Raw genomic sequence first — 25,569 nt, forward strand, 5'->3', positions numbered from 1 at the left:
GGTGTTATTCTTTTCTTTTAAACAGATTGACTTTTGATTCTTTCCCTTTTAATAGACGTTCAATATTTTTTTGATGTGTGACCAGGATCAATACACATATACACATTCCATAGAGAACTACTGAACGGATCGGTGATTGAAAAATGAATATAATACTTAAAGGGAATGTAAATCCTGAAAGTATTGAACTCAACGAAACATATTTTGAAATCATCAATACAACTACAAAGGTAAGAACGCAAAGCAATGCTGCCCCTGAGTGTACTGCTAATATCATTCCAAATAAAGTTGCAATTCCTTTTCCACCTCGAAAACCTGCAAAAACTGGAAATAAATGGCCCATTACTGCTGTAACACCTAGTGCAAGCTGATAATTAACAAACTGAACTGAATTTTGCGGACCAGTAACTGAAAGACCGATCAGATAGGCAAGATTAGTTGCCGTATAACCCTTTAAAATATCAAGTACCATTACTGCAATTCCGGCTTTTTTCCCTAAAACCCTGAATGTATTGGTAGCACCTGCATTTCCACTGCCATATTCCCTAACATCGATTCCATAAAAAGCCTGTCCTATCCATACTGCTGTAGGAATAGAACCGAAAAGGTATGCAAGAATTAATGCCGAAATGGAGTAAATTGAAATCATTCAGGTGCAATATTACTAATTCAATCAGGTGTAAAGATCAAATTTTAATTTTATTTAGGATTTTACTGCCTTTAAACTCATATCGAGACTTCTTACAGAATGTGTCAACGCTCCCATTGATACATAATCAACACCACAGTGTGCATATTCCAGGACATTTTCTTCAGTAATTCCTCCGGATGCTTCAGTAATAAAAGCACCATTGATCAGATCAACAGCTTCCCTGAGCATTGAGAACTCAAAATTATCAAGTAATATCCTGTCTATCCCGCCAATTTCGATCACTTGCTTTAACTCCTGCAAGCTTCTGACTTCTATTTCAACTGGAATATTAATCTGATTTACTTTCAGGTAATTTTGTGCTGATCTTATTGCGTTTGTAATACCTCCGGCATAATCAACATGATTATCCTTGATCAGTATCATATCATATAGACCAAACCTGTGATTCACTCCTCCTCCTATCTTTACTGACATCTTTTCAAGATAGCGCAATCCGGGAGTGGTTTTTCGGGTATCAAGAACTCTGGTAGCTGTCCCTTCAAGGATCTTAACAATTCGGTTAGTTTTACTTGCAATGCCACTCATTCGTTGCATAATATTTAAAACCAGACGTTCTGCCTTTAGAATTGAATGTACACTTCCCGAAACGTAGAAGGCTATATCACCATAATTTACTGGCTGCCCATCAGCGATCAATACCTCTATACTAAGTTTTGGGTCAACAATTTTGAATATCTCTAAAGCAACCTGAATCCCGGCAATGATACCTGAATCTTTAATGAGTAATTTGGCTTTTCCTTCCTGACCTTCAGGTATTGTAGAAAGTGATGTATGATCTCCATCACCAACATCCTCAGCGAGAGCATTGAGAATGAATGGCACTAAAATTTCTTTGTCTAAATTCATTTAAATTGACTGTCCCCAAAAATAGAAATACTTATTAATAAATTTATCCTTTGTCGTACTCTATCCTGATCACCTTAATATAGAACATCTCCCCATCCTTTGCCATAGAGATAGAAACCCTGAATTTACTATTTGCACTTTGAAGAGATAAAACAGCGAACCGATAATTTGGACTTGAGTTAAGGCGGTGAATTACTTTTACAGAAACAGGTTTATTCTTTGATAAAAAATCCCGGAGAATAAGTTCTGCCTGGGCTTTTGAATATTCATTCTCGTCCATAAGAATATTCATTTCTATTAAGGGAGCAAAATGTCCGGAAATATTCCGGCTGTCTGATGCTTTGAAATATCCGGCAATGGAATCAAAAGCATCTGTTTTCTGGCTTTTAACAGGTGATAATATTATAAAAAAAGAAAAAATAGTGATAAAGATTGAAGTTCCCATATTCTTAGAGGTAGCAGAGCAATAATTACGCCATAATACAAATAATGTACATTATTTTAATCAGTGAGTGTATATTTGCATTGTGGAAAATAAAAAAGCAATTCTTCTTATTCTCGATGGATGGGGCTACGGGAAACATGATAAGTCTGATGCGGTAAGTGCAGCAAATACCCCATTTTTTGATCAGCTGATCAAAACCTATCCAAATTCTAAACTTGAGGCTTCCGGTGAGGCAGTTGGACTACCGGCAGGGCAAATGGGAAATTCTGAAGTCGGACATATGAATCTCGGTGCAGGCAGAGTGATCTATCAGGAACTGGGAAGGATAAATAAAGCTGTCAGAGACAATGAACTGGTTAACCACCCGGTTTTAAAATCAGCATTCGATTATGCAAAAAACAATAATAAAAATGTACACTTTATTGGACTATTATCAAATGGAGGAGTACATTCTCATATCGATCATATAAAAGGGCTATGTGATGCCGCCAAAGCCAATCAGGTCAAAAATGTTTTCATTCATTCATTTATGGATGGCCGTGACACCGACCCTAACTCCGGTCTGCGGTTCATTATGGAACTTGAAGACCACTTGCAGAATTCAACAGGAACGATTGCTTCTGTTGTGGGTCGTTATTATGCCATGGACAGAGATAATCGTTGGGAACGAGTTAAATTAGCTTATGACCTTCTGGTACACGGCACAGGGAAACCAAGTAATGATATTTCTGAAAGTATCCAGAGTTCATATGACCAGGGTGTAAGCGATGAATTTATTCTGCCAATTGTAAAAATAGATAATGATGGTCTCCCTATTGGAAAAGTTGAAGAAGGAGATGTTGTAATATGCTTCAATTTCAGAACAGACAGAGGAAGGGAAATTACCACTGTTTTAACTCAGCAGGCATTCCCTGAGTTCGAAATGAAACCCCTTGATCTATATTATGTGACCATGACAAGCTACGATGATACCTTTAAAAATGTTCGTGTCATATTCACCAAGGATGATCTGAATGATACCCTGGGTGCTGTTCTTGAGAAAAACAACAAAAAACAGATTCGTATCGCCGAAACTGAAAAATACCCTCACGTAACTTTTTTCTTTTCGGGCGGAAGAGAAAAAGAGTTTGCAAATGAAAAAAGGATACTTATTCCTTCACCAAAAGTTGCAACATATGATCTGCAGCCTGAAATGAGTGCAAGACTAATTGCAGATGCAATATGTACTGAACTGGAAAATGGATGGCCTGATTTTGTGTGTCTGAACTTTGCAAATCCTGACATGGTTGGACATACCGGAGTTTTCAGTGCCGTAGTCAAAGCTGTTGAAACGGTAGACCAATGTCTTCAGAAAGTAGTTGAATGCGGTATAAAAAATGGCTATTCATTCATTATTCTGGCCGATCATGGCAATGCCGATTACATGGTTAATGCAGATGGCTCTCCCAATACCGCACATACCACTAATCTTGTCCCCTGTATATTAATCGACAAGGACTATAAGCATATTCATGATGGTAAGCTCGGCGATGTTGCTCCTACGATCCTGAAACTTATGAATATTGAGTCTCCCGAAATCATGACTGGAGACATACTGGTATCTTAATGAGAGCTAGTCCTATTTTTCTGCTTTTTTTTATCCTGCTCTCCTGTAAACCAGCAGAAGAGAAGGCTTTTAAAGCTCCTTATGCAGATATTAAAGGTTTTTTCGAGGCCGAGGTATTACGATTGACCAGGAATAAGTCTGCCGTAGATAAAACGATCGAACAAAATGGTCTTTCAGAAACAAAAACCAGCCTTTCAATTGACTGGGAAAATGAACTCAGTCTTTTTACAGGATCGGATATCAACAAAGCCGCATGGCAGGATAGTTATAAGATCATAGAAGATAGCAGTTCAGTATCCTATCATGCTATTGATCCAAATTTACGTACCAGGGAGATCCGGATCATAAAAGACATCAATGGCAAACCCAGGCAAATAAAGATCAAAAATATCAGCAGGAATTATCTCTATGAGTCGTCAGAAACGCTCATCTATATACCAGACTCAGCATATAGCATTGATAAGAACCAAAAAGTCATTCTTCTGGGTAAAAATTCTTACCGCATCAACGCTGAAATAATCAAATAGAGACTTCGAGAAGTCATTTGTTCAAATCAACTTATTCAATTTCGGAATCAACTTTTAGTTTTCTGTAAACAAAAAGGTAGTAATATAAGATGACCAGAAGTCCGGCAAGAAAAAACACAATTGAATAAGGCCGGAGTGTATCATCAAAGAAAAATTCTCCGATCATCCAAATGGTATTGGCCATTATCCAAAAACATACAGCCAAATTATGGTACAATTCAGATAAAAGCTGTCTAAACTTATAGGTTATATAAAAGGCAAGAAAAAGAGTTGGAAAGATCATTATAATACCCAGAGTACGGATATCCATAACCCAGCAGGTATCTTTAATAAGCCAGCATGCGATGTGCAGGTTTTCAAATTTTCTTATAGAATTGATCATTGAGCTATTTGAATAGCCAATATCCCCAAATTCTTTTAAAAAAGAAAACCCGGCGATTACCGGGTTTTCAAAAATTTAAATCTTAAAAATTATTTCAGATTTTGCATGTAAGTTTTTGCATCTGCTAACTGAGTTATGATATCTCTTCGATCAGGAGTGATTGACAAAACCTTTTCAAAATCTGAAATACAAGCTCTGAATGAGCTTGTAGCTTTATTTTTATCGTAAAAATTAGGAATTTTCTGACCTTTCAATACTCCATAATCTCTATAAGCAACGGCTCTGTTCTGATACAATTTCACATCTTCAGCATTCAGTTCAATGGCCCTGGAAAAATCCTTAATAGATGAAAGAAGCAATTTTTCACGATCTGAATTTGAAATGCCCTTTGTTTCATTTGCCATTATATTTCTGGCTTTTCCCCTGTAATAATAGGCACTATTCTCACCCGGCTTTAAAGAAATTACCCTATTAAAGGTATTTACTGCTGCTTTATAACTGGCGGAATGATAATATGAATATCCCAGCATATAAAGGGTGTTCACGTCTGAAGAGTCTGTAGCAAGTGCTTTTTCGAGGTTGGAAACAGCTGCTTTAAAATTTCCGTCAATAAGGGCTTTTTGCCCCATCTTATGGTAAGAAGTTTGAGCGAATGCTATATCCGCTGTTAAAAGGATTAATAATAAACCTAAGAATGATCTCATTTGAATTAGCGAAAAATTATATTGGTTTAGAACGACTTAAATCGTAAATTATTTTAAATGTACAAATTTATAAAACAGAAGAAAAAAGAAATTGTTATTTGAAAGATCGGGAATCTTGTAAACCCTGGAAATGAGTAATCATCGTATCTTTAATTAATAAAATGTTTGTCATAAAGCAATAAATTAATAAAGCCGGTAGAATTGTCGGTAAATAAAATTGAATCTGCCGATTATTAACAAGAACGGGAATTGGCACATACCTTGCACTTTTAATATGCAGGCTGTTTTATAGCCTTTGAATAAATTCAACTGTCATTATGACGTTATTAAAGATATAGATGAGTAACTACGACAACTTTGACTTTAACCGTACATTGCCCTTAATTAATGAAGATACTGAGTTCTTTCCGCTGATGTCCCAGGAGGATGAAGAGGAAATGAACAACGAAGAGACACCAGACATTTTGTCGATTCTGCCTTTAAGAAATACTGTTTTATTTCCAGGTGTCGTTATTCCTATAACAGTTGGCAGAGATAAATCCATCAAATTAATAAAAGATGCCTTTCGTGGCGACAGAATCATTGGGGTTGTTTCCCAGCGTGATGTTGGCATTGAAGATCCTACTTTTGAGCAGTTGAATCAGGTTGGAACAGTAGCACTTATTATTAAAATGCTACAGATGCCTGATGGAAATACGACCGTTATCATTCAGGGTAAACAGCGTTTCCGCCTAAATGAAGAGGTCCAGAGTGACCCTTACATTAAGGCTAGCATACAGAAATTTGAAGAGATAAGGCCAAAAACTGACAAAGAGTTTAAAGCGCTGATGGCCTCCATTAAAGAGATGGCCATGCAGATCATACAACTTTCTCCTAATATCCCTAGCGAAGCAGGTATTGCCATAAAAAATATTGAAAGTTCATCATTCCTGATCAACTTTATTTCTTCCAACATGAATGCAGATGTGGCTGCAAAACAGCAAATGCTGGAAGTAGTTAACTTGCATGAACGTGCAAAAATGGTTCTGGGTCATTTAACTCAGGAGCTGCAAATGCAGGAGCTTAAAAACCAGATTCAATCAAAAGTCAGAGTTGACCTTGATAAACAACAGAGAGATTATTTCCTGAATCAGCAATTAAAGACCATTCAGGAAGAGTTAGGTGGTAACTCACCCGATCTGGAGATAGAAAATTTAAGATTACGGGCCACCAGAAAAAAATGGAGTAAAGACGCAGCCACTCATTTCAATAAGGAGATTGAAAAATTATCCAGAATGAACCCTGCAGCAGCTGATTATTCCATTCAGATAAACTATCTGGAATTACTTCTGGATCTGCCATGGAATGATTTCACAAAGGATAATTTCGATTTGAAAAGAGCTGAGAAAGTTCTGGAAAAAGATCACTACGGGCTTGAAAAAGTAAAACAAAGGATCATTGAATACCTGGCTGTTTTAAAACTAAAGCATAACATGAAGGCTCCAATACTTTGCCTGGTAGGCCCTCCGGGAGTTGGAAAAACTTCACTGGGGAAATCCATTGCAAAAGCATTAGGCAGAAAATATGTCAGAATGGCCCTGGGTGGGATAAGAGATGAAGCAGAGATAAGAGGTCATCGCAAAACCTATATTGGTGCTATGCCCGGAAGGATCATACAGTCGATAAAAAAGGCCGGTACCTCTAATCCTGTATTTGTTCTTGATGAAATAGATAAAGTAGGCAATGATTTCCGTGGAGATCCATCTTCTGCCCTGCTTGAAGTACTTGATCCTGAACAAAATAATGCATTTTACGATCATTATGTTGAAGTAGATTATGATCTGTCAAGCGTTATGTTTATTGCTACTGCCAATTCATTGAGTTCCATTCAACCGGCATTATTAGACCGTATGGAGATCATTGAGGTGAATGGCTATACCATAGAAGAGAAAATTGAGATCGCGAAACAGCATTTATTACCCAAGCAGCGTGAACAGCATGGTATTAAATCTAAAGACATATCTCTAAAGGCTAATGTTATTGAAAAAGTCATCGAAGACTATACCCGTGAATCGGGTGTCAGAGGACTTGAGAAAAAGATTGGATCACTGGTTCGTGGTGTTGCAACTAAAATTGCAATGGATGTGGAATATAATCCATCTATTAGCAAAACTGATGTAGAGACTATTCTTGGTCCGCCAATATATGATAAAGACCTTTATGAAGGCAATGAGGTTGCTGGTGTTGTCACAGGACTTGCATGGACTCAGGTGGGAGGTGATATTCTGTTTATCGAAGCAAGTTTAAGTCCCGGAAAAGGGAAACTATCGCTTACGGGCAACCTTGGAGATGTGATGAAAGAGTCTGCAACAATAGCCATGGCTTATTTACGTGCCAATGCCTCAAAATTTAATATTGATTTCCGCTTGTTTGATCAATGGGATGTTCATGTACATGTTCCGGCAGGTGCAACACCAAAAGACGGACCTTCAGCGGGAATTACCATGTTAACAGCTTTGACATCTGCATTTACCCAACGTAAAGTGAAACCTCACCTGGCTATGACCGGAGAGATCACACTTCGTGGTAAGGTATTGCCTGTCGGGGGGATCAAAGAAAAAATTCTTGCTGCGAAAAGAGCAAATATCAAGGAGATCATATTGTCAAAATCGAACAGGAAAGATATTCTTGAGATCAAAGAGGATTATATAAAAGACCTGAGCTTTCATTATGTAAGTGAGATGAAAGAAGTTATTGAATTAGCTCTAAGTAAGGACAAAGTAAAGGATGCCATTGATATTTCTGTAAGAAACCCTGTATCTGCTGCAGTACATTAAACTGCAGTATTGCAATTTTGGTTATATTTATATCGATAATATTAATAGGGTTTACTATATCCAAAATGAAAGCAAGATGAAAACAAAATACACTGCATTATTAACCCTTGTCTTATTGTTTTTAAGCGTCCTTGTAAAAGGTCAGGAATCCGGTTCAACTTCTTCAGGAAATGAAAAAAGGGCACAAAATATATTTGTTGAGCTAGGTGGTCAGGGATTGTTATTTACCGCCAATTACGACTCTCGTTTTTCAAACCGCAGAGATGGCTTTGGCGGCAGGGCAGGAATTGGCTACCTCTCTATAGAAGGCGATAATGCAACCACCGTACCTTTATCACTGAACTACTTGCTGGGAAAGGGAAGACATTTTTTCGAGATGGGCCTTGGTGCTACACTTCTGGCTACCGGTGGCAACGATGACTCCTTTTTATTTGATGAAAACAACAGTAATATCATCGGGACAATGAGCTTTTCTTACAGACTACAACCTGTTGATCGTGGATTTTCATTCAGAGCAGGACTCAGTCCGGTTTTCAACAAGGATTTTTTTATTCCCTACTATGCAGGATTAAGTTTAGGATACAGTTTTTAATCCTGAAAGAAATGCAATTTTGTTGGATTTAATATCTACCTAAACCTTCTACTTTTACCTATTAAATGAAAAAAGCAATTTTATCGTTATGTCTTACCTTTTGTCTTTCTTTTTATTCAGCAAAGGCTCAAACCAATAATTATAAAAGTGAATTCGGATTCAGAAGTGAAAACGACTCCTATCTTGCCGGTGGACAAGACCGGTATTATACCAACGGATTATTACTAAACTTTCGCACTGCATTAGATCAAAGTAAATTGGGAAACAAAAAACTCAATAAAATGATCCTTGAATTTGAAGCAGGTCAAAAAATATACAATCCTCAATCAGGTAGCATTCTGGATATTGTCAATGTTGACCGCCCCTTTGCAGGGTATTTATATGCCGGAGCTGCTCTTAACCTATTGTACAATTCAGAGAATAACCTTAAGCTGAGTTTGCAGACTGGAACCATTGGTCCATCTGCCCTGGCAAAGGAAGCTCAGGAATTGATGCATGATGTAGTTGGGTTCTATGAGATCAATGGATGGCAATGGCAGGTTAAAAATGAATTTGCAATAAACGCGTCAGCAGAATACAACTATTTACTTAATCGCTCAAAGACTGGCAAGGTTGATTTTGCAGCTAACTCCTATGTTAATATCGGAAATACCTTTTCAGGAGCCGGTGCAGGCATCACGTTCAGAGCAGGAGCAATAAATCCACTATTTAATTCAGCAGGCACTCAAAGCAGGATTTCAAAAAACGCTCCCGAAAAGGATCTGGTTAAAAAAGAGTTCTTTTTTTATGCGAAACCAATGCTGCATTATATTGCATATGATGCAACCATTCAGGGTGGGCTGTTTATAAAAGAAAAGGGACCGGTTGTATTTGAGACTAAGCCTGTGGTTTTTAGTCAGCAGGCAGGAGCAATCTATTCTCACAACCGTTTTACAGCCGATTTTTCCATATTATTTAAAACCAGGGAAGTGGAAAGCATAGCAAAACCACATCAATTTGGTTCCATTGCTTTGTACTACAGATTTAATTAGATCTGATCAATATTATCTAATCATTAAAATGAGCCCTGCGGCTGATCTTTTTCAAGGCTGTCAATTGCTTTGATTTCAATCGTTTTTCTATTGCTGATCTCTTTGGTTTGCTTGGTTTTCTAAGCTTTGGCTTGTACAATGCCTTCTTTAGAAGTATTAGAAGTTTTTCAATACTCTTCTCCTTATTATGAAGCTGGCTTCTCTCCTCTTCTGTGATAACCTGAAGCACTCCTTCTGAATTAATCCGGTTGGCAAGTTTCAGAAATAACAATTCCTTTTCTCCTTCTGTAAATATCGGTGATGATCTTATATTTATATTAAGTTCAACCTTGCTGGATACCTTATTAACATTCTGTCCCCCCTTGCCTCCGCTTCTGGAAGTCCGGAATGTAATTTCCTTCAAAAGATCCTGTTTAGAAAATGTCATACACAAAAATAGCAATTTGAAAATCAACAGGATCCTTGCAGAGTCTTTTGTTAGAAATCTGAACAGCACTATTCAGATATCCAAAGCAAATCCTATTTTTGCAGGAATGAGCAAAAATATTGTTGTAGCCATAGATGGATATTCTTCATGCGGTAAAAGCACATTGGCAAAAGCATTAGCCAAAAGATTGCATTTCATTTATATTGATAGTGGAGCTATGTACAGGTCGGTAACCTTGTTTTTTCTTAGAAATAAGATAAATCTTAAAGACCAGGAATCGATTAAAAATGCCTTAAATGATATTCACCTGGATTTTCAAACAACAGAAAGTCAAACATTAATTACCCTGAATGGCGAAGATGTTTCGAAAGAAATACGTCAGATGCCTGTCGCAGATATGGTTAGTACAGTCAGTGCCATAAAAGACGTTCGCATAGAAATGGTGAGGCAACAGCAAAGAATGGGCAGAACAGGAAACATCGTGATGGACGGTCGGGATATTGGAACGGTGGTCTTTCCTGATGCAGATCTTAAACTATTCATGACAGCTGATCCTCATATCAGGGCAGAAAGAAGATATAATGAACTTATCAGTAAGGGTGAAAAAGTAAATATTGATGAGATCTTTGAAAATCTTGCCAAACGTGATCATCAGGATACCACCAGGGAGGAGAGCCCCTTGATCCAGGCAGAGGATGCAGTGGTATTGGACAATAGCTATATTGATGAAGCCCAACAACTGGACTTTGCTATGGTATATATCAAACCACTCCTCGCAATATAAGTTTCAATTATTAAAACACCTTTCAGGAATGCCTTTTTATCCTTTCCACGAGGGTAAACATTTTCCTATTTACCAAATGCGATAATTACCCGCTTTTTTTCATCTCAAAAGAATCCATACTATCCAGTACTTTACATACCCCCGGAACAGAAAATGGCTCATTTAACTGAATGAATATGCTTTAATAAATAAAGCGATTAGTATCAGACAGTTCCGGATATAATTAAATGAAAATAAAGCGTCAAAATGTTTTTTAATAAAAATGAATTTTTCTACCTTTGCAGTCCGATTTAATATCGGAAAAAGGAGATAAATTAATTAATGGCTAAAAAACTAGAAGCTGAAAAGGAGTTGACTGCTAAACAAGCGGAACTTCAAGGCGAAGAGACCACTACGGTTAAACAAAAGGAAACCATTGAATCAGAAGCTGATTCTGTGTCGATCGAAGAGATCAAATCAAAAACATTGATCACCCCTACAGGCGATTTCGACTGGGATGCGGATGATAAAGGTTTCGGAAATTACAGTGCTGCAGACCGTGAAAAGTTTGAAGAACTGTATGCAGGAACTTTCAATTCGATCAACAAAGGCGAGATCATCTCGGGTATTGTTGTATCGATCAACAACAAAGATGTGGTATTGAACATCGGATTTAAATCTGACGGTTTAGTATCATTATCAGAATTCCGTGATACACCTGACCTTAAGGTTGGTGATTCAGTTGACGTATTTGTAGAATCACAGGAAGATGCTAACGGACAGTTAGTATTATCCCGTAAGCGTGCAAAAACTCAGCGTTCATGGGAAACTATCAATGAAGCTTTGGATCAGGACAAGATCATTACTGGTTTTGTTAAGAGCCGTACAAAAGGTGGATTAATTGTGGACATTATGGGTGTTGAAGCTTTCCTTCCGGGATCGCAGATCGACATCAAACCTATCCGCGATTACGATATCTATGTAGGTAAAACAATGGAATTCAAGGTTGTTAAGATCAATCATGAGTTCAAAAACGTTGTAGTATCACACAAAGTGCTGATTGAAGACGATTTAGAAAATCAAAAAACTGAGATCGTTGCGAAACTGGAAAAAGGACAAGTACTTGAGGGTACTGTTAAAAACATTACCGATTTCGGTGTGTTCATTGACCTTGGTGGCGTAGACGGTTTATTACACATAACTGATATTTCATGGGGCCGCATAGAGCATCCACGTGAGGTATTAAACCTTGATCAGAAGATCAATGTTGTTGTTTTAGACTTTGATGACGAGAAAAAACGTATCGCATTAGGATTAAAGCAATTAACTCCACATCCTTGGGAAGCATTAGATACGGCATTAGAGATCGGATCTAAAGTTAAAGGCAGAATTGTTACAGTTGCAGATTACGGAGCATTCCTTGAAATCACCCCGGGTGTTGAAGGTTTGATTCACGTTTCTGAAATGTCATGGTCTCAAAATCTTCGTAACCCTCAGGAATTCCTGAAAGTTGGCGATGAAGTTGAAGCTCAGGTATTGACATTAGATCGTAACGAGCGTAAAATGAGCCTTGGTATCAAACAACTTACTCCTGATCCATGGAAGAACATCGGTGAGCGCTACCCTATCGGAAGCAAGCACAAAGCTGTTGTTAAGAACATGACTAATTTTGGTGTATTTGTTGAGATCGAAGAAGGCATCGACGGATTAATCCATATTTCTGATCTTTCATGGTCTAAGAAAGTTAACCATCCAAATGAATTCACTAAAGTAGGTGAAGAACTTGATGTGGTTGTTTTAGAACTTGATGAGGCTAACCGTAAACTGAGCTTAGGCCACAAACAGTTAGAAGAAAATCCTTGGGAAACTTTCGAAACTGTATTCACTATTGATTCAATCCACGAAGGAACTGTCTTAAAGGTTACAGATAAAGGTGCTATCGTTGCGTTGCCATACGGTGTTGAAGGATTCGCTCCTACAAAACACATGGTAAAAGAAGATGGTTCTTCTGTTAAAGCTGATGAGACTGCTGAATTCAGAATCATTGAATTCAATAAAGATTCTAAGCGTATCGTAGTTTCTCATGCCCGTATCTGGGAAGAGGCAAAAGCTGAAGAACGCAAAGAAGAATTCAATGCTAAGAAGAAGGAAGCAAAAGCTACTACTACTGCCGTTAAAAAGGTAAAAGAGTCAGTTGAGAAATCTACTTTAGGTGATCTTGGTGTATTGGCACAATTGAAAGAGAAGATGGAAGGTGCAGAAAGCAAAGCCAAAAAAGCAAAGAAAACTGAAGATGATGCCGCAGCAGCTAGCCCTGAAGCAGCAGAAAGCACAGAAGAATAAGCTCTAAAGCTTTATTATAATACCAAAGCCCTGATTCACGTCAGGGCTTTTTTTATTTAAATGAATTATTTCAAAGAATTCTAGCTCCCAATTTCCAATTATTTAATATCCTGTATTAAATTACAGAATTCTCGACAGGGGTTTAATAATTTTTCATATTTTTGCTCAAATTAAACCACTGATGCAAACATTAACCCTGCTAGACGGTCAAAGATTCCAGATCACAATCCAGCGCCTTTGCCATCAGCTAATAGAAAATCACGACCATTTCGATAATTCAGTAATCCTCGGCATTCAGCCTCGCGGAGTATTCCTCGCGAAGCGGATAATAGCAGAGTTGAAAAAGACCTTACCTGATGTTTCAATCGAAAGCGGCAACCTCGACATCACTTTCTTCCGGGATGATTTTCGTCGTAAAGAAGGCTTGTTAATTCCAAGCAGTACTGAGATCGATTTCATTATTGAAGGAAAAAAGGTGATTCTGGTGGATGACGTATTATGGACCGGAAGGACTATCCGCGCAGCCATGGATGCTCTTCAGTCATTCGGCAGGCCAGAGAAAGTTGAATTACTGACACTGGTAGACAGGCGTTTTTCAAGGCATCTGCCTATAGAAGCTGATTATATTGGAATCAAGGTCGATACTATTGATTCACAAAAGGTCATAGTGAACTGGAAAGAAACTGATCATGAAGACAAAGTAATCTTACTATCAGAAAAATAATGGCAGAACAAATTCTTACTTTAAGTACTAAACACCTGCTGGGAATAAAAGATCTCACTACCAGAGATATCGAATTAATTTTTGAGACTGCTGATACCTTCAAAGATGTACTTAACAGGCCAATTAAAAAAGTCCCTTCCCTGAGAGATATAACTATAGCAAATATATTCTTCGAAAACTCTACCCGAACACGTTTATCCTTTGAACTTGCACAAAAAAGATTGTCTGCAGACACAGTAAATTTTGCAGCTTCATCTTCATCCGTAAGTAAAGGTGAAACATTGATCGATACGGTGAACAACATCTTGTCAATGAAAGTAGATATGGTTGTTATGAGGCACCCTTATGCCGGGGCAGGAATCTTTCTAAGCAAGCATGTAAACGCACAAATAGTAAATGCCGGAGATGGAGCTCATGAGCACCCTACACAGGCCCTGCTTGATGCCTTTTCTATCAGAGAAAAATATGGTGAGGTAAGAGGGAAGAAAATTGCGATCATAGGTGATGTACTTCATTCAAGGGTAGCCCTTTCTAACATACTTTGCCTTCAAAAGTTAGGTGCAGAAGTAATGGTATGCGGACCAAGCACACTTATTCCTAAATACATTGGAACGCTTGGTGTAAAAATTGAACATGATCTTTTAAAAGCACTCAACTGGTGTGATGTAGCAAATATGCTGCGCATTCAACTTGAACGTCAGGACATAAAATATTTTCCTTCTTTAAGAGAGTACTCAATGATGTACGGGCTTAATAAACAGATACTTAACTCGCTTGACAAAGAAATTACAGTCATGCACCCCGGACCTATTAATCGTGGGGTGGAGATCACAAGTGATGTAGCTGACAGTAAACAATCTATCATCCTGGATCAGGTAGAAAATGGAGTTGCTATCCGAATGGCTGTACTGTACCTTCTGGCCAATCAGCGCAACCAGTAGAATCCTGAGTTGTTAATAGTTTTATTTTTTCAATAACATCATTGACAAATCTTCGTTATTATTCTGTTTTCAACACATGTTAATTACTAATGCAAAAGTCTGAGAGGGTTTAGATTAAATTAGCACTTATTATTTTGGTTACTTATGCTCAGAAAATACACAATCTTCACATTAATCTTCGCATTTTTTACTATTCCTGTACTGGCCCAAAACACTGCATGGTTTGATCTCAACCAGGACTTTAAAAGCGGAATGGAATTGCTGGAAAAAGAAAAATATGCTGCGGCTTCCATTCAATTTAACCGCGTTTTAAAGAATGATCAAAAATCAAATGCGAAGGCAGAAATCAATCCTGAAGTCAGCCTCCTGAAAGAAAATGCCAGATATTATATCGCATTATGTGCATTAGAACTTGGCAATAGCGATGCGGAATCCCTATTTCTAAGCTTTATAAGTGCCAATCCTGCAAACAACTACACGAAGCTTGCGTTTTATCAGGTTGGTCGCTCCTACTTTGCTCAGAAAAATTATCCAAAAGTGATCGAATGGCTCAAGAAACTGGAAGGCAACAGCTTATCCGGTAAAGAGTCGTCAGAGTACCGGTATAAATTAGCTTACTCCTATTTTGAAGTAAAGGAATACGATAATGCAAAGAAACTTTTCGCTGAGCTGAAGGATGAAAAAAGCATTTATAATGAGCAATCCACTTACTATTTTGCCTATATCAGCTATCTGCAAAAGGATTACAAAAAAGCACTGGTAGAATTCGAAAGATTAAAAGGGTCAACCTTGTATGAAAACAGTTATCCTTATTATATTTCTGCTCTATACTTTCTGGATAACCGTTATGACGATGTCTTAAGCTATGCCATTCCTATCCTGAAGTCGACGAAACAATTATATGAAACAGAAATGTTCCGAATTGTTGGAGCATCATACTTCGCCAAATCAGATTATACGAATGCAGGAGTTTACTTTCAGAATTTTCAGCAAAAAGATCAGGGGAAAACCCAAAATAATCAGGACAATTACCAGATCGGTTACACCGCGTTTAAGCTTAAGGACTATAAAAAAGCCATTCTGGAACTGGAAAAACTTGAAACTGCGGATGAATATTTCCAAAGTGGAATGATCGCTTTGGGTGAATCCTTCCTGAAAACTAATAATAAACAAGCGGCAAGAAGTGCGTTTTTTAAAGCCTCAAAATTAACCTTTGACAAGCAGTTACAAGAGGAAGGGCTATTCAATTATGCTAAATTATCTTATGAACTTGAATTCCATCAGGTAGCTCTTGATGCGACTCAGCTATTTATTAAAACATACCCGCTATCTCCAAAACTGGATTCTGCAAAAACCTTATTGGGAGAGATTCTTCTGACCACAAAAAACTATAAAGACGCCATTGACATCCTGGAAAGTATTCCGAACAAAAACAGGGAGGCAAACGAAGTTTATCAGAAGGTAACTTATTACAGAGGATTAGAATTTTATAATGAACGTGCTTTCCAGAATGGTATTTCCATGTTTATGCGATCCAATAAAAACGTTGAAGACGATGAGATTCACTCATTAGCGACCTATTGGCTTGCAGAAGCTATGTATGAGGTTAGAAAATTTGGAGAATCAGTAGACAATTTTGAAAAGTTCATGGAACTTCCGGCCTCACGTAAAACTGAAGTTTATAATTTCGCTAATTATGCACTTGCCTATGCTGCCTTTGAGCATGAGAGTTATAGAAAGGCTGCTACGTATTTCACCCGTTTTCTGCGTGGTAATGAAAAAGACCCGAATACTATCAATGATGCCATTCTTCGATTGGCAGATTCATATTTTGTATTAAAAGATTATGATGATGCCCTGGTCTATTATAACAGGATCATTGCATCAAAAACATCGAGTGAAGATTATGCGTTGTTTCAGAGAGGAATGATACAGGGTCTGCAGGGCCAGAACGACTTAAAGATTGCAACTCATCAATCATTACTGCAACAGTTTCCAAAATCAAACTACTCGGATGACGCCAGTTTCGAGATCCCCTATACTTATTTCATTAAAGGTGATTTTGAAATTGCCAAAACGGATCTAAGCTCACTGATAGAAAAATATCCGCGAAGCAGTTATGTACCACGTGCTTTGATCACAATTGGCCTCGTTGAACTTAATCAGGATCAGGAAGAAGCGGCGATTGTAACTTTCAAACGTGTAGTTAGTGAATACACCACTACTGATGAAGCAAAACTTGCTTTAGAATCTATCAAAAATATCTACCTGCAAAAATCAGACGCCACAGGATTTCTGGACTATGCCAATACCACGAGTATAGGAAACCTGAGCACCTATGAGCAGGATAACATCACTTTCCAGGCTGCTAATAATCGCTTTCTTACAGCTGATTATCAGGGCACATTTGAGTCTGTAAATGCATACTTCGATAAATTCCCAAAAGCGGTACATGATAAGCATGCCCGTTTCATTAGAGCAGAAAGTTTAGTAAAACTGAAGAGACCAAATGACGCTATTCCGGATTACGAGTACATTTTAAATGACTGGACAAGCGATTATACTGAACGTGCGCTAATCAGTATATCAAAGATCTACCTTGCTCAAAAGAAATATAACGAAGCTATCGTTCACCTGAAAAAGCTCGAACTGACATCTGAATACAAGGCTAATTATAGTTTTGCCGTTAATAATCTGATGGAGGCTTATGCCAATATGAATTTACCGGATGAAACACTTCAATATGTAAAATTCATCAGAGAGTCTAACAAATCCTCTGAAGAAGATCTTTTCAGAGCAGGACTTTATTCTGGAAAAGCCAATCTGATCATTGGTGATACCATCCAGGCTGTTAATGATTTCACTGAAGTTGCAGAAAAAACACAAACTGTTACAGGAGCTGAAGCAAAATACAACATCGCTAATATCTTATACCTGAGAGGTGAATATAAAACCTCCTTGTCTACAGCATTTGATCTTACCAACAAAATGCCTTCCCATGATTATTGGGTGGCAAAAACATATATTCTGATTGCTGATAACTACATCGGACTAAAAGATGTTTTCCAGGCAAAAAGCACTCTTCAGAGTATCATTGAAAATTACGAGAACGAGGATGATGACATTCTTAAGATGGCCAAAGAAAAATTGGAAAAACTGAAATAAAATAATAGATAATGAATATTCCGACTTTAAAATATACGCTGATAGTTAGTTTGTTTTGTTTATCTGTTACAGCTCAGGCACAGGATAAAAAAAATGAAACTCCTCCAGGCACCCAACCTCCAACCCTTACTGAAGAGATAGAGGTTGTCAGGCCATATAAACCAGTTCTGGCTGATGCTGTAAAGATCCGTAGGAATCCTGACATGAACACCACCAAGGCCTTTAAACCGGTTCTGAGCTATAATATAATTGATAAGAAGCTAGATCTGAATTCCAATATCAAAGAATTACAGGCACAAAAAATGGCAGATGAACGTGCAGCTGTACTTTCCAATAATTATATCAAAGTTGGAGCTGGAAATTTCAATACAGCTCAGGCTGAAGCTTACATTAATACTGGCCGTGATGAAGCATTACAAAGCGGAGCATATTTCAAACACCTTTCTCAACAAGGCAATTTAGAAAAACAGCAGTTTTCAAATCAGGAACTGGGTATTTTTGGCAGGTCAATTGGCGATTCTTACGCTATTTCAGGAAATTTAAGCTACGACAGAAGATCAACTTTCTTCTATGGTTTTGATCCTTCATCAAGTGTTCCTGCCGACATGAGTAAACAGCGCTTCAGTACCATTGCTGCAGATGCTGAAATAGTGAATAATTATTCCGAGTCCGCCCTATTCAATTATGCTGCAAGTATAAATGCCTACCAGTTCAGCAATATTGACGATGCCCGTGAAAGCTCAGTCCTTTTAAAAGGATATCTTAATAAAGAAATCAACCTTTTTAATATCGGATTGAATACATCGGCAGATTTCACTTCCACAAAAGACCTTGCTTATAAACTAGGCAACAATATACTTAGAGTAAACCCTTATGTGAATTTTAAAGGAAATGGCTTTGAATTAAAGCTGGGGGCTAATATTGTACAGGAGTTTGGTACAAATAGCAGATTAAATATTTTCCCATCAGTATCCGCAGAAATTCCTGTGGTTCAGGGATATGCAGTAGTATTTGCAGGAGTAACGGGCGATGTACTTAAAACATCAATAAGGGACCTTGCTTTAGAAAATCCATTTTTAAGTAAAAATTTAGCCATAAAGAACTCGCTGGAAAGTATGAATATCCAGGCAGGAGTTAAAGGCAATGCGGGTGCTGAATTTGGTTATAAGATCATGGCTTATTATAAAACCATAGATGATATGCAGCTAATGGTTAATAATCAAACAACAATTAACCGCTTTGATGTAATTTATGATAATGGCAAAAGTAATATTTTTGGTTTCGAAGGTGAATTAAATGTAAAAGCTTCCGATGTTTTTAATATTAGTGGCAAAGCCCAGATCTTCAATTATGATCTGGCCAGTCAAGCGCAAGCCTGGTTCAAACCAACTGTAAGGCTAATCTCTAATGCCAGAGCTCAGGTTAATCAAAAACTTTACCTGGATGCTGAAGTTCTTTTCCAGGGAGAAACTTTTGCAAGGGTGAATGCAGCAGGTGGAGGTTTTACATCAAGAACTTTAAAAGGGTTTGTAGATCTTAGTGCAGGTGCAGAATATAAAGTTCATAATAAGATCGGAGTCTATCTGAGAGCTAATAATTTAACAGGACAATCCTATCAGAGATATTTATTTTATCCCAAAATGGGGCTGACAATACTTGGTGGAGTAAATTATTCCTTTTAAAGCTTTGTTTGGCAGCTTGAGAATTAAAATTTAAATTAGACATTAATGGAAATAGGCCTTTATATTGAAGATTTGTTACGTGAGCAGGATGAAGTAAGCGTCTCTGGCTTAGGTACTTTTAAGAAGGTAAGGCTAGCCGGAACATTTGACAGATCAAGCAATATATTCTACCCTCCATCCTACTTATTATCTTTTATTGAGCGTGAAACCAGCGATTCAAGTCTAAGCCAGTATATAAGTATTAAAAAAAGTCTGAGTATTTCTTCTGTAGAAGAACTGATTAAAAAGCTCGTTTCAGGCATAGTTGAACTACTAAATAGCTCTGATTCAGTTGAAATCCTGCATATAGGTGTCCTTCATAAAAAAAATGGAAAACTTACTTTAATAGCAGCCGATGATTTTGGAACAACAGATAACTTTTTCGGATTAAAACCCATTGCTGAGCTTAAAAATGAAAATTCTATTCCTGTTCAGGAAGAAAAAGAAATAGCTGCACCTGTAATAAGTGAGGAAAAAGAAGAGGAAGAAGAGGAAGAAGAGGAAGATGAGGATTATGAAGAAATTAAGAAAACAAGATCCTGGATTACCATTTTCGCGAGCTTTTTAGCCTTTTTAATTGCTCTTTCAGCATTATTTTACTTCAATACCGACTTCAATAGTTTCATTAAAAATAAAAGTGCAGGAGTTTTTTCTTCAGCTAATACAGTTCAGGAGCCATCAACTGATTTAATTGATTCAACAAAATTAAGCTCAGATTCAATAAAAAATGCTGTTGATAGTGCATCAATCTTAGCAGATAGTATCAGGCAAAAATCAGATACTACCATTGCAGTTGCCAATGCACCTGCGGCAGTAGCTGCAACTTCAGAAAGTGAATCCATTAATTATGAGATAATTGCAGCTGCATTTGCAAGAAAAAGTGAGGCAGAAGTTTATATTTTAGAGCTCAGCACAAAAGGGATTCAGGCAAAGATCGTAGAAAATATGCCCGGAAAAATGCTAAAGATCAGTCTTGGTACGTTCTTAGATGAAGAATCGGCAAAAAAAGAATTAACTAGAATACAAAAAAATATAAATAAAGATGCCTGGATAGCCCGGGTAAAACAATCCAAAAATCCATAATAATGTTACTACTTCAAATTGATACGCTTAATCCTATAGCTGATACCGCAGCAGCTACCATTCAGACCATGCAAACCGGTGAAGAATTGAGGTTTATTGAACTCCTGTTTAAGGGTGGTTGGGTAATGGTACCTTTGGCACTTCTTGCATTTATGGGTCTGGTTATATTTGTGGAGAGATATCTAACTATTAGAAAGGCTTCCAAAGATGAGATGAACCTAATGCTGCAAGTAAAACAGAGCATTAAATCTGCAAAGCTGGATTCTGCATTAGCCATCTGCAGAAACAGTAATACTCCGCTTGGAAGAATGCTTGAAAAAGGCCTTTTGCGAATTGGAAGACCTATTAAAGATATTGAAGGAGCGATTGAAAATGTTGGAAAACTTGAAGTTTCAAAACTGGAAAAGAATATCAGTATCCTTGGTATTATTGCAGGTATTGCTCCAATGCTTGGTTTCGTAGGTACCATCATTGGTGTAATTACTATTTTTCATGAGGTATCTGTTAAAGGAATCATCGAAATTGGAACTATTTCTGGAGGACTTTATGTAAAAATGATTACTTCAGCAACCGGCCTGATCATTGGTATTATTGCCTATGTATTGTATCATATTCTGAATATCATGGTCGACAGGATCATCCTTAAAATGGAAACTGATGCTATTGAGTTTATTGACCTATTAGAAGAACCAGGCAAATGAATTTAAGAAAACGACAAAAGAGAGGAACCGTTGAGGTTCATACATCAGCATTGAACGATATCATGTTCTTTTTGCTGCTGTTCTTTCTCCTGGCATCAGCTGTTGCAAATCCCAATGTTGTTAAACTGTTCTTACCCAGATCAAGTTCAGGGCAGTCTATACCTCAAAAGACCATTAACGTATCAATAACAAAGGATCTTGAATATTTTGTAGAGAAAAAAAAGGTAAATGCCTCCGATCTGTTTCAGAATATAGAAGTATATCAAAAAGCATCTCCTGACCTGACCATAATTCTATATGCCGATCGTACGATCGCAATTGAGAATGTGATCGAACTGACAGATATTGCCAACAAACTGAAGGTTAAACTAGTGTTAGCTACAGAAACAAAAAAATGATAGAATACCGCAGACAGGAAGAGAATAATTATCCGAAAGCATATGCCATTTCAACTGGTATTATGATCATCTTTCTGGTGATCAGCTTTTTCATTATTGCGAGCCGTGTTGAACCTGATACAGGAACAGGTGGGATCATAGTAAATTATGGTACGTCAGAATTCGGTATGGGAGATGATTATATGAGTGTTGAAGAACCCTCAACCTCTCCTGATGCCAATAATACTGCACCTGATAAAGTGATCATGGATAACAACACATCTGCTGATGTAAGTTCAGAGGTTACGGATAAAGCCATTGCAACTCAGAATAACGAAGATGCTCCTGAAATTGTCACCAAAGAAAAAAGCACAGCAAAATCACCTTCAGTGAGCGTCCCGGCTAAAGATAACAAGCCTGCTGTAAACCAGAATGCACTTTATAAAGGTAAAAAGAACGATGGCCTTGGAAAAGGTGATGGAACAAGTACCGTTGCAGGCAATCAGGGAAGTACTAATGGCGATCCGCTTTCGCCCGACTATGGAGAAGGCGGCTCAGGTAACGGAAGTTATGCGCTGGACCTTAAAAGCAGAAAATTCACCAATCTGACTATTCCTAAAGATGATGGTCAGAAATACGGAAAAGTAGCCGTTAGAATATATGTAGACAAAAATGGTATTGTTGTGAATGCCATCCCTGGTGTAAAAGGAACCACCTTATCAGACAAAGCTATCTGGGAAAAATGCCGGATCGCCGTTATAGGATCTTCCTTAAACAAACTTGAATCAGCACCTGATGTTCAGATTGGTGTGGTTATGTTTAATTTTAAGGTTAAATAAATTAATCTCTGGTTTAAATTTTACAATTTCAATTAAATCAATTTACGATTTCATCAAACAATTCGTTCATATATGTGTTTCATATGTATGAAAACAATTAAATTATATAGTTTAAGCCGACAAATACTAATTTCCCTTAGTATCTTATTTATCTTTTTTCTTTTAAGCTCCTGTTCGAAAAAAATAAGTTTTAACACATCAACTGTTGTTCCGGCAGCACAGGGTGTTGTTAAAATCAATAAAGACGATAATAAAAATCATACAATAGATATTAAAATAAAAAACCTGGCAGAACCGGATAGGCTTAAGCCTGCAAAGTCTGTTTATGTTGTTTGGATGGTTACAAAAGAAAACGGAGTAAAGAATATTGGCCAGTTGGTAAGTTCCAGGGGACTATTTTCAAGTCTTTTAGAGGCTACACTGAAAACTGTTACTCCATTTGTCCCGACCAGGATTTTTATAACCGCAGAAGAAAATAGTGATATCACAGTACCAGGTTCAGAGGTTATTTTAAGCACCAGGTCATTTTAATTAACAGCCAAATTTCCAGAATAGGATTCTCTTCAGGATATTAGCCGAATAAAATCATTAGGGTATTAATGAATTATTCTGAGACACTCCACTATTTATATTCAAGGCTTCCCATGTTCAGCAGCCAGGGAAAGGCTGCGATCAAGCCGGGCTTACAAAATACAGTCAGGTTCTGTAAAGAATTAGGCAACCCACAGGAAAAATTCAAATCAGTTCATATAGGTGGCACCAACGGCAAAGGTTCAACTTCGCATATGCTGGCTGCTGTACTTCAGTCGGCGGGGTATAAAACAGGCTTATACACTTCACCGCATCTCCGGGATTTCAGAGAAAGAATCCGAATAGACGGGAAAATGATCTCTGAAAAGGAAGTGATTCAATTCGTTAAAGATCATCAGCAATACATAGAGGAACTGGAACCCTCATTTTTTGAGGTTACAGTTGCTATGGCCTTTGAGCATTTTGCAGTAAATCAGGTAGATATCGCAATTATAGAGGTCGGACTTGGCGGCCGGCTTGATTCAACAAATGTGATCAACCCTGAACTGAGTGTGATCAGTAATATTGGATATGATCACATGAATATTTTGGGAAATTCCCTGAATGAGATCGCAGCTGAAAAAGCAGGTATAATTAAACAGGGAGTACCTCTGGTTATTAGCCAAAGACAAAAAGATGTTGAAGATATATTCGTCAACAGGGCCTTAGAAATGCATTCAGATCTTACTTTTGCAAGTGATGAATGGGAGATACTTAGGTCTTCAACACAAAACATCTCAACTGATTTCTTAAAATTAGAGATCAGGCAAAAAACAAATACAAGTTCTCCTGTTTTCAATTTCGGCAGTCTTGAATTAGATCTTACCGGAAGCTATCAATTAAAGAATCTGGCAGGCGTATTAAGCGCTATAAAGCAATTAAGACTAAAGGGTTATCAAATAGATGACCTGGATGTTATATCCGCTTTAAAAGAGGTAAAAACTCTTACCGGCCTGATGGGACGCTGGCAAACTTTGGATAAAGATCCACTGATCATTTGTGATACAGGACATAATGAAGATGGGATCAGGGAGGTTATGAAAAACATCAATTTAACGCCTCATCAGGATCTTCATATGGTAATTGGAATGGTTAAGGATAAAGACATTTCCAAAATCCTTACGCTATTACCCCAAAAAGCATTTTATTACTTCTGTCAGCCAGATATCCCCAGGGCAAAACCGGCGAATGAATTACAATTAGAAGCTCAGGAATTTGGCCTTAAAGGTGAATATTACACTTCAGTAAATGCAGCTTTAGACGCAGCAAAGGCAAACGCAGGAAATAACGACCTCATATTTATAGGTGGAAGCACATTCGTGGTGGCTGAAATTATATAAAATTATTATTCCGGTCGTGATTATGGATTCTGATTAATTTTATCATCCATAAGGTAAATAAATTATGAGCCTTATGATAAATTTCACCGAGAATTTATACAAGACCCAGTGGCTGGAGATTGTATTCCAAAATCGTAACAAAGCATATGGTGCCTATGCTTTAAGAAATCAAAATACAGAAACAACGCTTAAAGCTTTAATCTATGCCTGCGTTTTATTCAGTGCCCTCATTATGGCTCCTATAATTTATAATCAAATCTTCGGAACTAAACTATCAGATAAGATCATTGAGCCCTTTTCAACAATTGAAGTCAAATTAACAAAGATTCAAATAGTAAAGCCGGTTCCCCCTGTTGCTAAAGCTCCAGCTAAACCGGTCAAACTAAAAAGTGTAAACTTCAGTAATTTGCTGGTTGTTCCTGAAGAGCAGCCACTATCCGAACCTCCTACTCAACAACAACTAACTGAAGCAGTGATCAGTTCCGTTGATTCAGAAGGTATTGAAAGTTCTGGATTAAATCCTGTGGAGATCTCAACCGGAGTCTTTAATGGAGCGGTAACTACAGAAATTCCGGAAGAGAACACAACTCTTTATACCCTGGATGGGATTGAAACCTACCCGGAATTTACAGGAGGTCATGCAGCATTTGTCAAATACCTTAACCGAAACTTAAGGTATCCGGAAGCTGCCGTTGAAAGGGGTATCCAGGGTAAGGTGTTGGTTAGCTTCATTATTGAAAAAGATGGCCAATTATCCAATATAAAGATCATACGGGGAATTGGCAACGGATGTGATGAAGAGGCCATAAGAGTACTTGAAAAATCCCCCAAATGGAAGCCAGGGATACAAAACAAGCAAAAGGTGAGGGTTGCCTATACCCTGCCCATTAATTTTAGTTTGCCCTAAAATCATG

Annotated in this window: 24 protein-coding genes; 18 read left to right on the forward strand and 6 right to left on the reverse strand. The window is 37.6% G+C overall.

Annotated features, from left to right (window positions below; translation table 11 throughout):
- Window positions 1–4: 4 nt before the first annotated feature.
- From plsY to BLR27_RS03955, 3 genes are read right to left on the reverse strand one after another with little or no spacing between them, the layout of a single operon-like run.
- Window positions 5–649, reverse strand: a complete 645-nt coding sequence (gene plsY / locus BLR27_RS03945; RefSeq protein ID WP_090700414.1) for a glycerol-3-phosphate 1-O-acyltransferase PlsY — start codon at window positions 647–649, stop codon at window positions 5–7.
- Window positions 650–703: 54 nt separating this feature from the next.
- The gene (nadC, locus tag BLR27_RS03950; protein ID WP_090700420.1) at window positions 704–1,558 is read right to left on the reverse strand and encodes a carboxylating nicotinate-nucleotide diphosphorylase; all 855 of its coding nucleotides are present in this window, start codon (window positions 1,556–1,558) and stop codon (window positions 704–706) included.
- A 43-nt stretch (window positions 1,559–1,601) separates the two neighbouring features.
- On the reverse strand, window positions 1,602–2,003 hold the full coding sequence (locus tag BLR27_RS03955) for a DUF4783 domain-containing protein (RefSeq protein ID WP_090700424.1): 402 nt from the start codon (window positions 2,001–2,003) through the stop codon (window positions 1,602–1,604).
- 82 nt (window positions 2,004–2,085) lie between these two features.
- On the opposite strand from BLR27_RS03955, the gene gpmI reads away from it, so the two are divergent.
- A complete protein-coding gene (gpmI, locus tag BLR27_RS03960) occupies window positions 2,086–3,609 on the forward strand; it encodes a 2,3-bisphosphoglycerate-independent phosphoglycerate mutase (protein WP_090700429.1) in 1,524 nt (507 codons plus the stop codon).
- A complete protein-coding gene (locus BLR27_RS03965; RefSeq protein WP_090700434.1) occupies window positions 3,609–4,136 on the forward strand; it encodes a hypothetical protein in 528 nt (175 codons plus the stop codon). The genes gpmI and BLR27_RS03965 overlap by 1 nt, the downstream gene beginning before the upstream one ends.
- A 31-nt stretch (window positions 4,137–4,167) precedes the next feature.
- Here BLR27_RS03965 and BLR27_RS03970 read toward each other — a convergent pair whose 3' ends face one another.
- The gene (locus tag BLR27_RS03970) at window positions 4,168–4,518 is read right to left on the reverse strand and encodes a hypothetical protein (RefSeq protein WP_090700437.1); all 351 of its coding nucleotides are present in this window, start codon (window positions 4,516–4,518) and stop codon (window positions 4,168–4,170) included.
- Window positions 4,519–4,607: 89 nt separating this feature from the next.
- Complete coding sequence (locus BLR27_RS03975; protein ID WP_090700441.1) at window positions 4,608–5,222, reverse strand: tetratricopeptide repeat protein; 615 nt, start codon at window positions 5,220–5,222, stop codon at window positions 4,608–4,610.
- Between the two features lie 338 nt (window positions 5,223–5,560).
- Here BLR27_RS03975 and lon point away from each other — a divergent pair, with 338 nt between their 5' ends.
- From lon to BLR27_RS03990, 3 genes are all read left to right on the forward strand, one after another.
- The gene (gene lon, locus BLR27_RS03980) at window positions 5,561–8,038 is read left to right on the forward strand and encodes an endopeptidase La (protein ID WP_090700445.1); all 2,478 of its coding nucleotides are present in this window, start codon (window positions 5,561–5,563) and stop codon (window positions 8,036–8,038) included.
- A 76-nt stretch (window positions 8,039–8,114) separates the two neighbouring features.
- Window positions 8,115–8,630 carry a hypothetical protein gene (locus tag BLR27_RS03985; protein ID WP_090700450.1) on the forward strand — a complete coding sequence of 172 codons (516 nt, stop codon included), beginning with the start codon at window positions 8,115–8,117 and terminating at the stop codon, window positions 8,628–8,630.
- Between the two features lie 65 nt (window positions 8,631–8,695).
- A complete protein-coding gene (locus BLR27_RS03990; protein WP_090700454.1) occupies window positions 8,696–9,661 on the forward strand; it encodes a lipid A deacylase LpxR family protein in 966 nt (321 codons plus the stop codon).
- Between the two features lie 16 nt (window positions 9,662–9,677).
- Here the strand turns inward: BLR27_RS03990 and arfB are convergent, their stop codons facing one another.
- Window positions 9,678–10,088: an alternative ribosome rescue aminoacyl-tRNA hydrolase ArfB gene (gene arfB / locus BLR27_RS03995; RefSeq protein ID WP_090700457.1), complete on the reverse strand. Its 411-nt coding sequence runs from the start codon at window positions 10,086–10,088 to the stop codon at window positions 9,678–9,680.
- Window positions 10,089–10,194: 106 nt separating this feature from the next.
- Between arfB and cmk the strand changes: the two genes are divergently transcribed.
- The 13 genes from cmk to BLR27_RS04060 all read left to right on the forward strand — a co-directional run bounded on the left by cmk (window position 10,195) and on the right by BLR27_RS04060 (window position 25,562).
- Window positions 10,195–10,872 (forward strand): (d)CMP kinase, encoded by a 678-nt coding sequence (gene cmk, locus BLR27_RS04000; RefSeq protein ID WP_090701084.1) that lies wholly within the window; start codon window positions 10,195–10,197, stop codon window positions 10,870–10,872.
- A 321-nt stretch (window positions 10,873–11,193) separates the two neighbouring features.
- Entirely contained in the window at window positions 11,194–13,194 is a 2,001-nt protein-coding gene (gene rpsA / locus BLR27_RS04005) for a 30S ribosomal protein S1 (protein WP_090700461.1), read from the forward strand.
- 181 nt (window positions 13,195–13,375) lie between these two features.
- On the forward strand, window positions 13,376–13,918 hold the full coding sequence (gene pyrR, locus BLR27_RS04010) for a bifunctional pyr operon transcriptional regulator/uracil phosphoribosyltransferase PyrR (protein WP_090700465.1): 543 nt from the start codon (window positions 13,376–13,378) through the stop codon (window positions 13,916–13,918).
- Entirely contained in the window at window positions 13,918–14,859 is a 942-nt protein-coding gene (locus tag BLR27_RS04015) for an aspartate carbamoyltransferase catalytic subunit (protein ID WP_090700469.1), read from the forward strand. The genes pyrR and BLR27_RS04015 overlap by 1 nt, the downstream gene beginning before the upstream one ends.
- A gap of 144 nt (window positions 14,860–15,003) precedes the next feature.
- On the forward strand, window positions 15,004–18,024 hold the full coding sequence (locus tag BLR27_RS04020; protein WP_090700473.1) for a tetratricopeptide repeat protein: 3,021 nt from the start codon (window positions 15,004–15,006) through the stop codon (window positions 18,022–18,024).
- 11 nt (window positions 18,025–18,035) lie between these two features.
- A complete protein-coding gene (locus BLR27_RS04025) occupies window positions 18,036–19,706 on the forward strand; it encodes a TonB-dependent receptor (protein WP_090700479.1) in 1,671 nt (556 codons plus the stop codon).
- A 45-nt stretch (window positions 19,707–19,751) separates the two neighbouring features.
- A complete protein-coding gene (locus tag BLR27_RS04030) occupies window positions 19,752–20,828 on the forward strand; it encodes an HU domain-containing protein (protein WP_090700483.1) in 1,077 nt (358 codons plus the stop codon).
- Window positions 20,829–20,830: 2 nt separating this feature from the next.
- Window positions 20,831–21,529 (forward strand): MotA/TolQ/ExbB proton channel family protein, encoded by a 699-nt coding sequence (locus tag BLR27_RS04035; RefSeq protein ID WP_090700487.1) that lies wholly within the window; start codon window positions 20,831–20,833, stop codon window positions 21,527–21,529.
- Entirely contained in the window at window positions 21,526–21,927 is a 402-nt protein-coding gene (locus BLR27_RS04040; protein WP_090700492.1) for an ExbD/TolR family protein, read from the forward strand. Before BLR27_RS04035 ends, BLR27_RS04040 begins: the two co-directional genes overlap by 4 nt.
- Window positions 21,924–22,745: an energy transducer TonB gene (locus tag BLR27_RS04045; protein ID WP_090700496.1), complete on the forward strand. Its 822-nt coding sequence runs from the start codon at window positions 21,924–21,926 to the stop codon at window positions 22,743–22,745. Before BLR27_RS04040 ends, BLR27_RS04045 begins: the two co-directional genes overlap by 4 nt.
- A gap of 87 nt (window positions 22,746–22,832) precedes the next feature.
- A complete protein-coding gene (locus BLR27_RS04050) occupies window positions 22,833–23,276 on the forward strand; it encodes a hypothetical protein (protein ID WP_245704427.1) in 444 nt (147 codons plus the stop codon).
- A 68-nt stretch (window positions 23,277–23,344) separates the two neighbouring features.
- Window positions 23,345–24,655: a bifunctional folylpolyglutamate synthase/dihydrofolate synthase gene (locus BLR27_RS04055; RefSeq protein WP_090700500.1), complete on the forward strand. Its 1,311-nt coding sequence runs from the start codon at window positions 23,345–23,347 to the stop codon at window positions 24,653–24,655.
- A 73-nt stretch (window positions 24,656–24,728) separates the two neighbouring features.
- Complete coding sequence (locus BLR27_RS04060; RefSeq protein WP_176767603.1) at window positions 24,729–25,562, forward strand: energy transducer TonB; 834 nt, start codon at window positions 24,729–24,731, stop codon at window positions 25,560–25,562.
- Window positions 25,563–25,569: the final 7 nt, after the last annotated feature.

The sequence above is a fragment of the Daejeonella rubra genome (genome assembly GCF_900103545.1).
Lineage (GTDB): Bacteria > Bacteroidota > Bacteroidia > Sphingobacteriales > Sphingobacteriaceae > Daejeonella > Daejeonella rubra.

Coding starts and splice junctions, on each gene's coding strand:
- plsY (WP_090700414.1), bottom strand. CDS start 649: ATGATTTCAATTTACTCCATTTCGGCATTAATTCTTGCATACCTTTTC.
- nadC (WP_090700420.1), bottom strand. CDS start 1,558: ATGAATTTAGACAAAGAAATTTTAGTGCCATTCATTCTCAATGCTCTC.
- BLR27_RS03955 (WP_090700424.1), bottom strand. CDS start 2,003: ATGGGAACTTCAATCTTTATCACTATTTTTTCTTTTTTTATAATATTA.
- BLR27_RS03965 (WP_090700434.1), top strand. CDS start 3,609: ATGAGAGCTAGTCCTATTTTTCTGCTTTTTTTTATCCTGCTCTCCTGT.
- BLR27_RS03970 (WP_090700437.1), bottom strand. CDS start 4,518: ATGATCAATTCTATAAGAAAATTTGAAAACCTGCACATCGCATGCTGG.
- BLR27_RS03975 (WP_090700441.1), bottom strand. CDS start 5,222: ATGAGATCATTCTTAGGTTTATTATTAATCCTTTTAACAGCGGATATA.
- lon (WP_090700445.1), top strand. CDS start 5,561: ATGAGTAACTACGACAACTTTGACTTTAACCGTACATTGCCCTTAATT.
- BLR27_RS03985 (WP_090700450.1), top strand. CDS start 8,115: ATGAAAACAAAATACACTGCATTATTAACCCTTGTCTTATTGTTTTTA.
- BLR27_RS03990 (WP_090700454.1), top strand. CDS start 8,696: ATGAAAAAAGCAATTTTATCGTTATGTCTTACCTTTTGTCTTTCTTTT.
- arfB (WP_090700457.1), bottom strand. CDS start 10,088: ATGACATTTTCTAAACAGGATCTTTTGAAGGAAATTACATTCCGGACT.
- cmk (WP_090701084.1), top strand. CDS start 10,195: ATGAGCAAAAATATTGTTGTAGCCATAGATGGATATTCTTCATGCGGT.
- rpsA (WP_090700461.1), top strand. CDS start 11,194: ATGGCTAAAAAACTAGAAGCTGAAAAGGAGTTGACTGCTAAACAAGCG.
- pyrR (WP_090700465.1), top strand. CDS start 13,376: ATGCAAACATTAACCCTGCTAGACGGTCAAAGATTCCAGATCACAATC.
- BLR27_RS04015 (WP_090700469.1), top strand. CDS start 13,918: ATGGCAGAACAAATTCTTACTTTAAGTACTAAACACCTGCTGGGAATA.
- BLR27_RS04020 (WP_090700473.1), top strand. CDS start 15,004: ATGCTCAGAAAATACACAATCTTCACATTAATCTTCGCATTTTTTACT.
- BLR27_RS04025 (WP_090700479.1), top strand. CDS start 18,036: ATGAATATTCCGACTTTAAAATATACGCTGATAGTTAGTTTGTTTTGT.
- BLR27_RS04030 (WP_090700483.1), top strand. CDS start 19,752: ATGGAAATAGGCCTTTATATTGAAGATTTGTTACGTGAGCAGGATGAA.
- BLR27_RS04035 (WP_090700487.1), top strand. CDS start 20,831: ATGTTACTACTTCAAATTGATACGCTTAATCCTATAGCTGATACCGCA.
- BLR27_RS04040 (WP_090700492.1), top strand. CDS start 21,526: ATGAATTTAAGAAAACGACAAAAGAGAGGAACCGTTGAGGTTCATACA.
- BLR27_RS04045 (WP_090700496.1), top strand. CDS start 21,924: ATGATAGAATACCGCAGACAGGAAGAGAATAATTATCCGAAAGCATAT.
- BLR27_RS04050 (WP_245704427.1), top strand. CDS start 22,833: ATGAAAACAATTAAATTATATAGTTTAAGCCGACAAATACTAATTTCC.
- BLR27_RS04055 (WP_090700500.1), top strand. CDS start 23,345: ATGAATTATTCTGAGACACTCCACTATTTATATTCAAGGCTTCCCATG.
- BLR27_RS04060 (WP_176767603.1), top strand. CDS start 24,729: ATGATAAATTTCACCGAGAATTTATACAAGACCCAGTGGCTGGAGATT.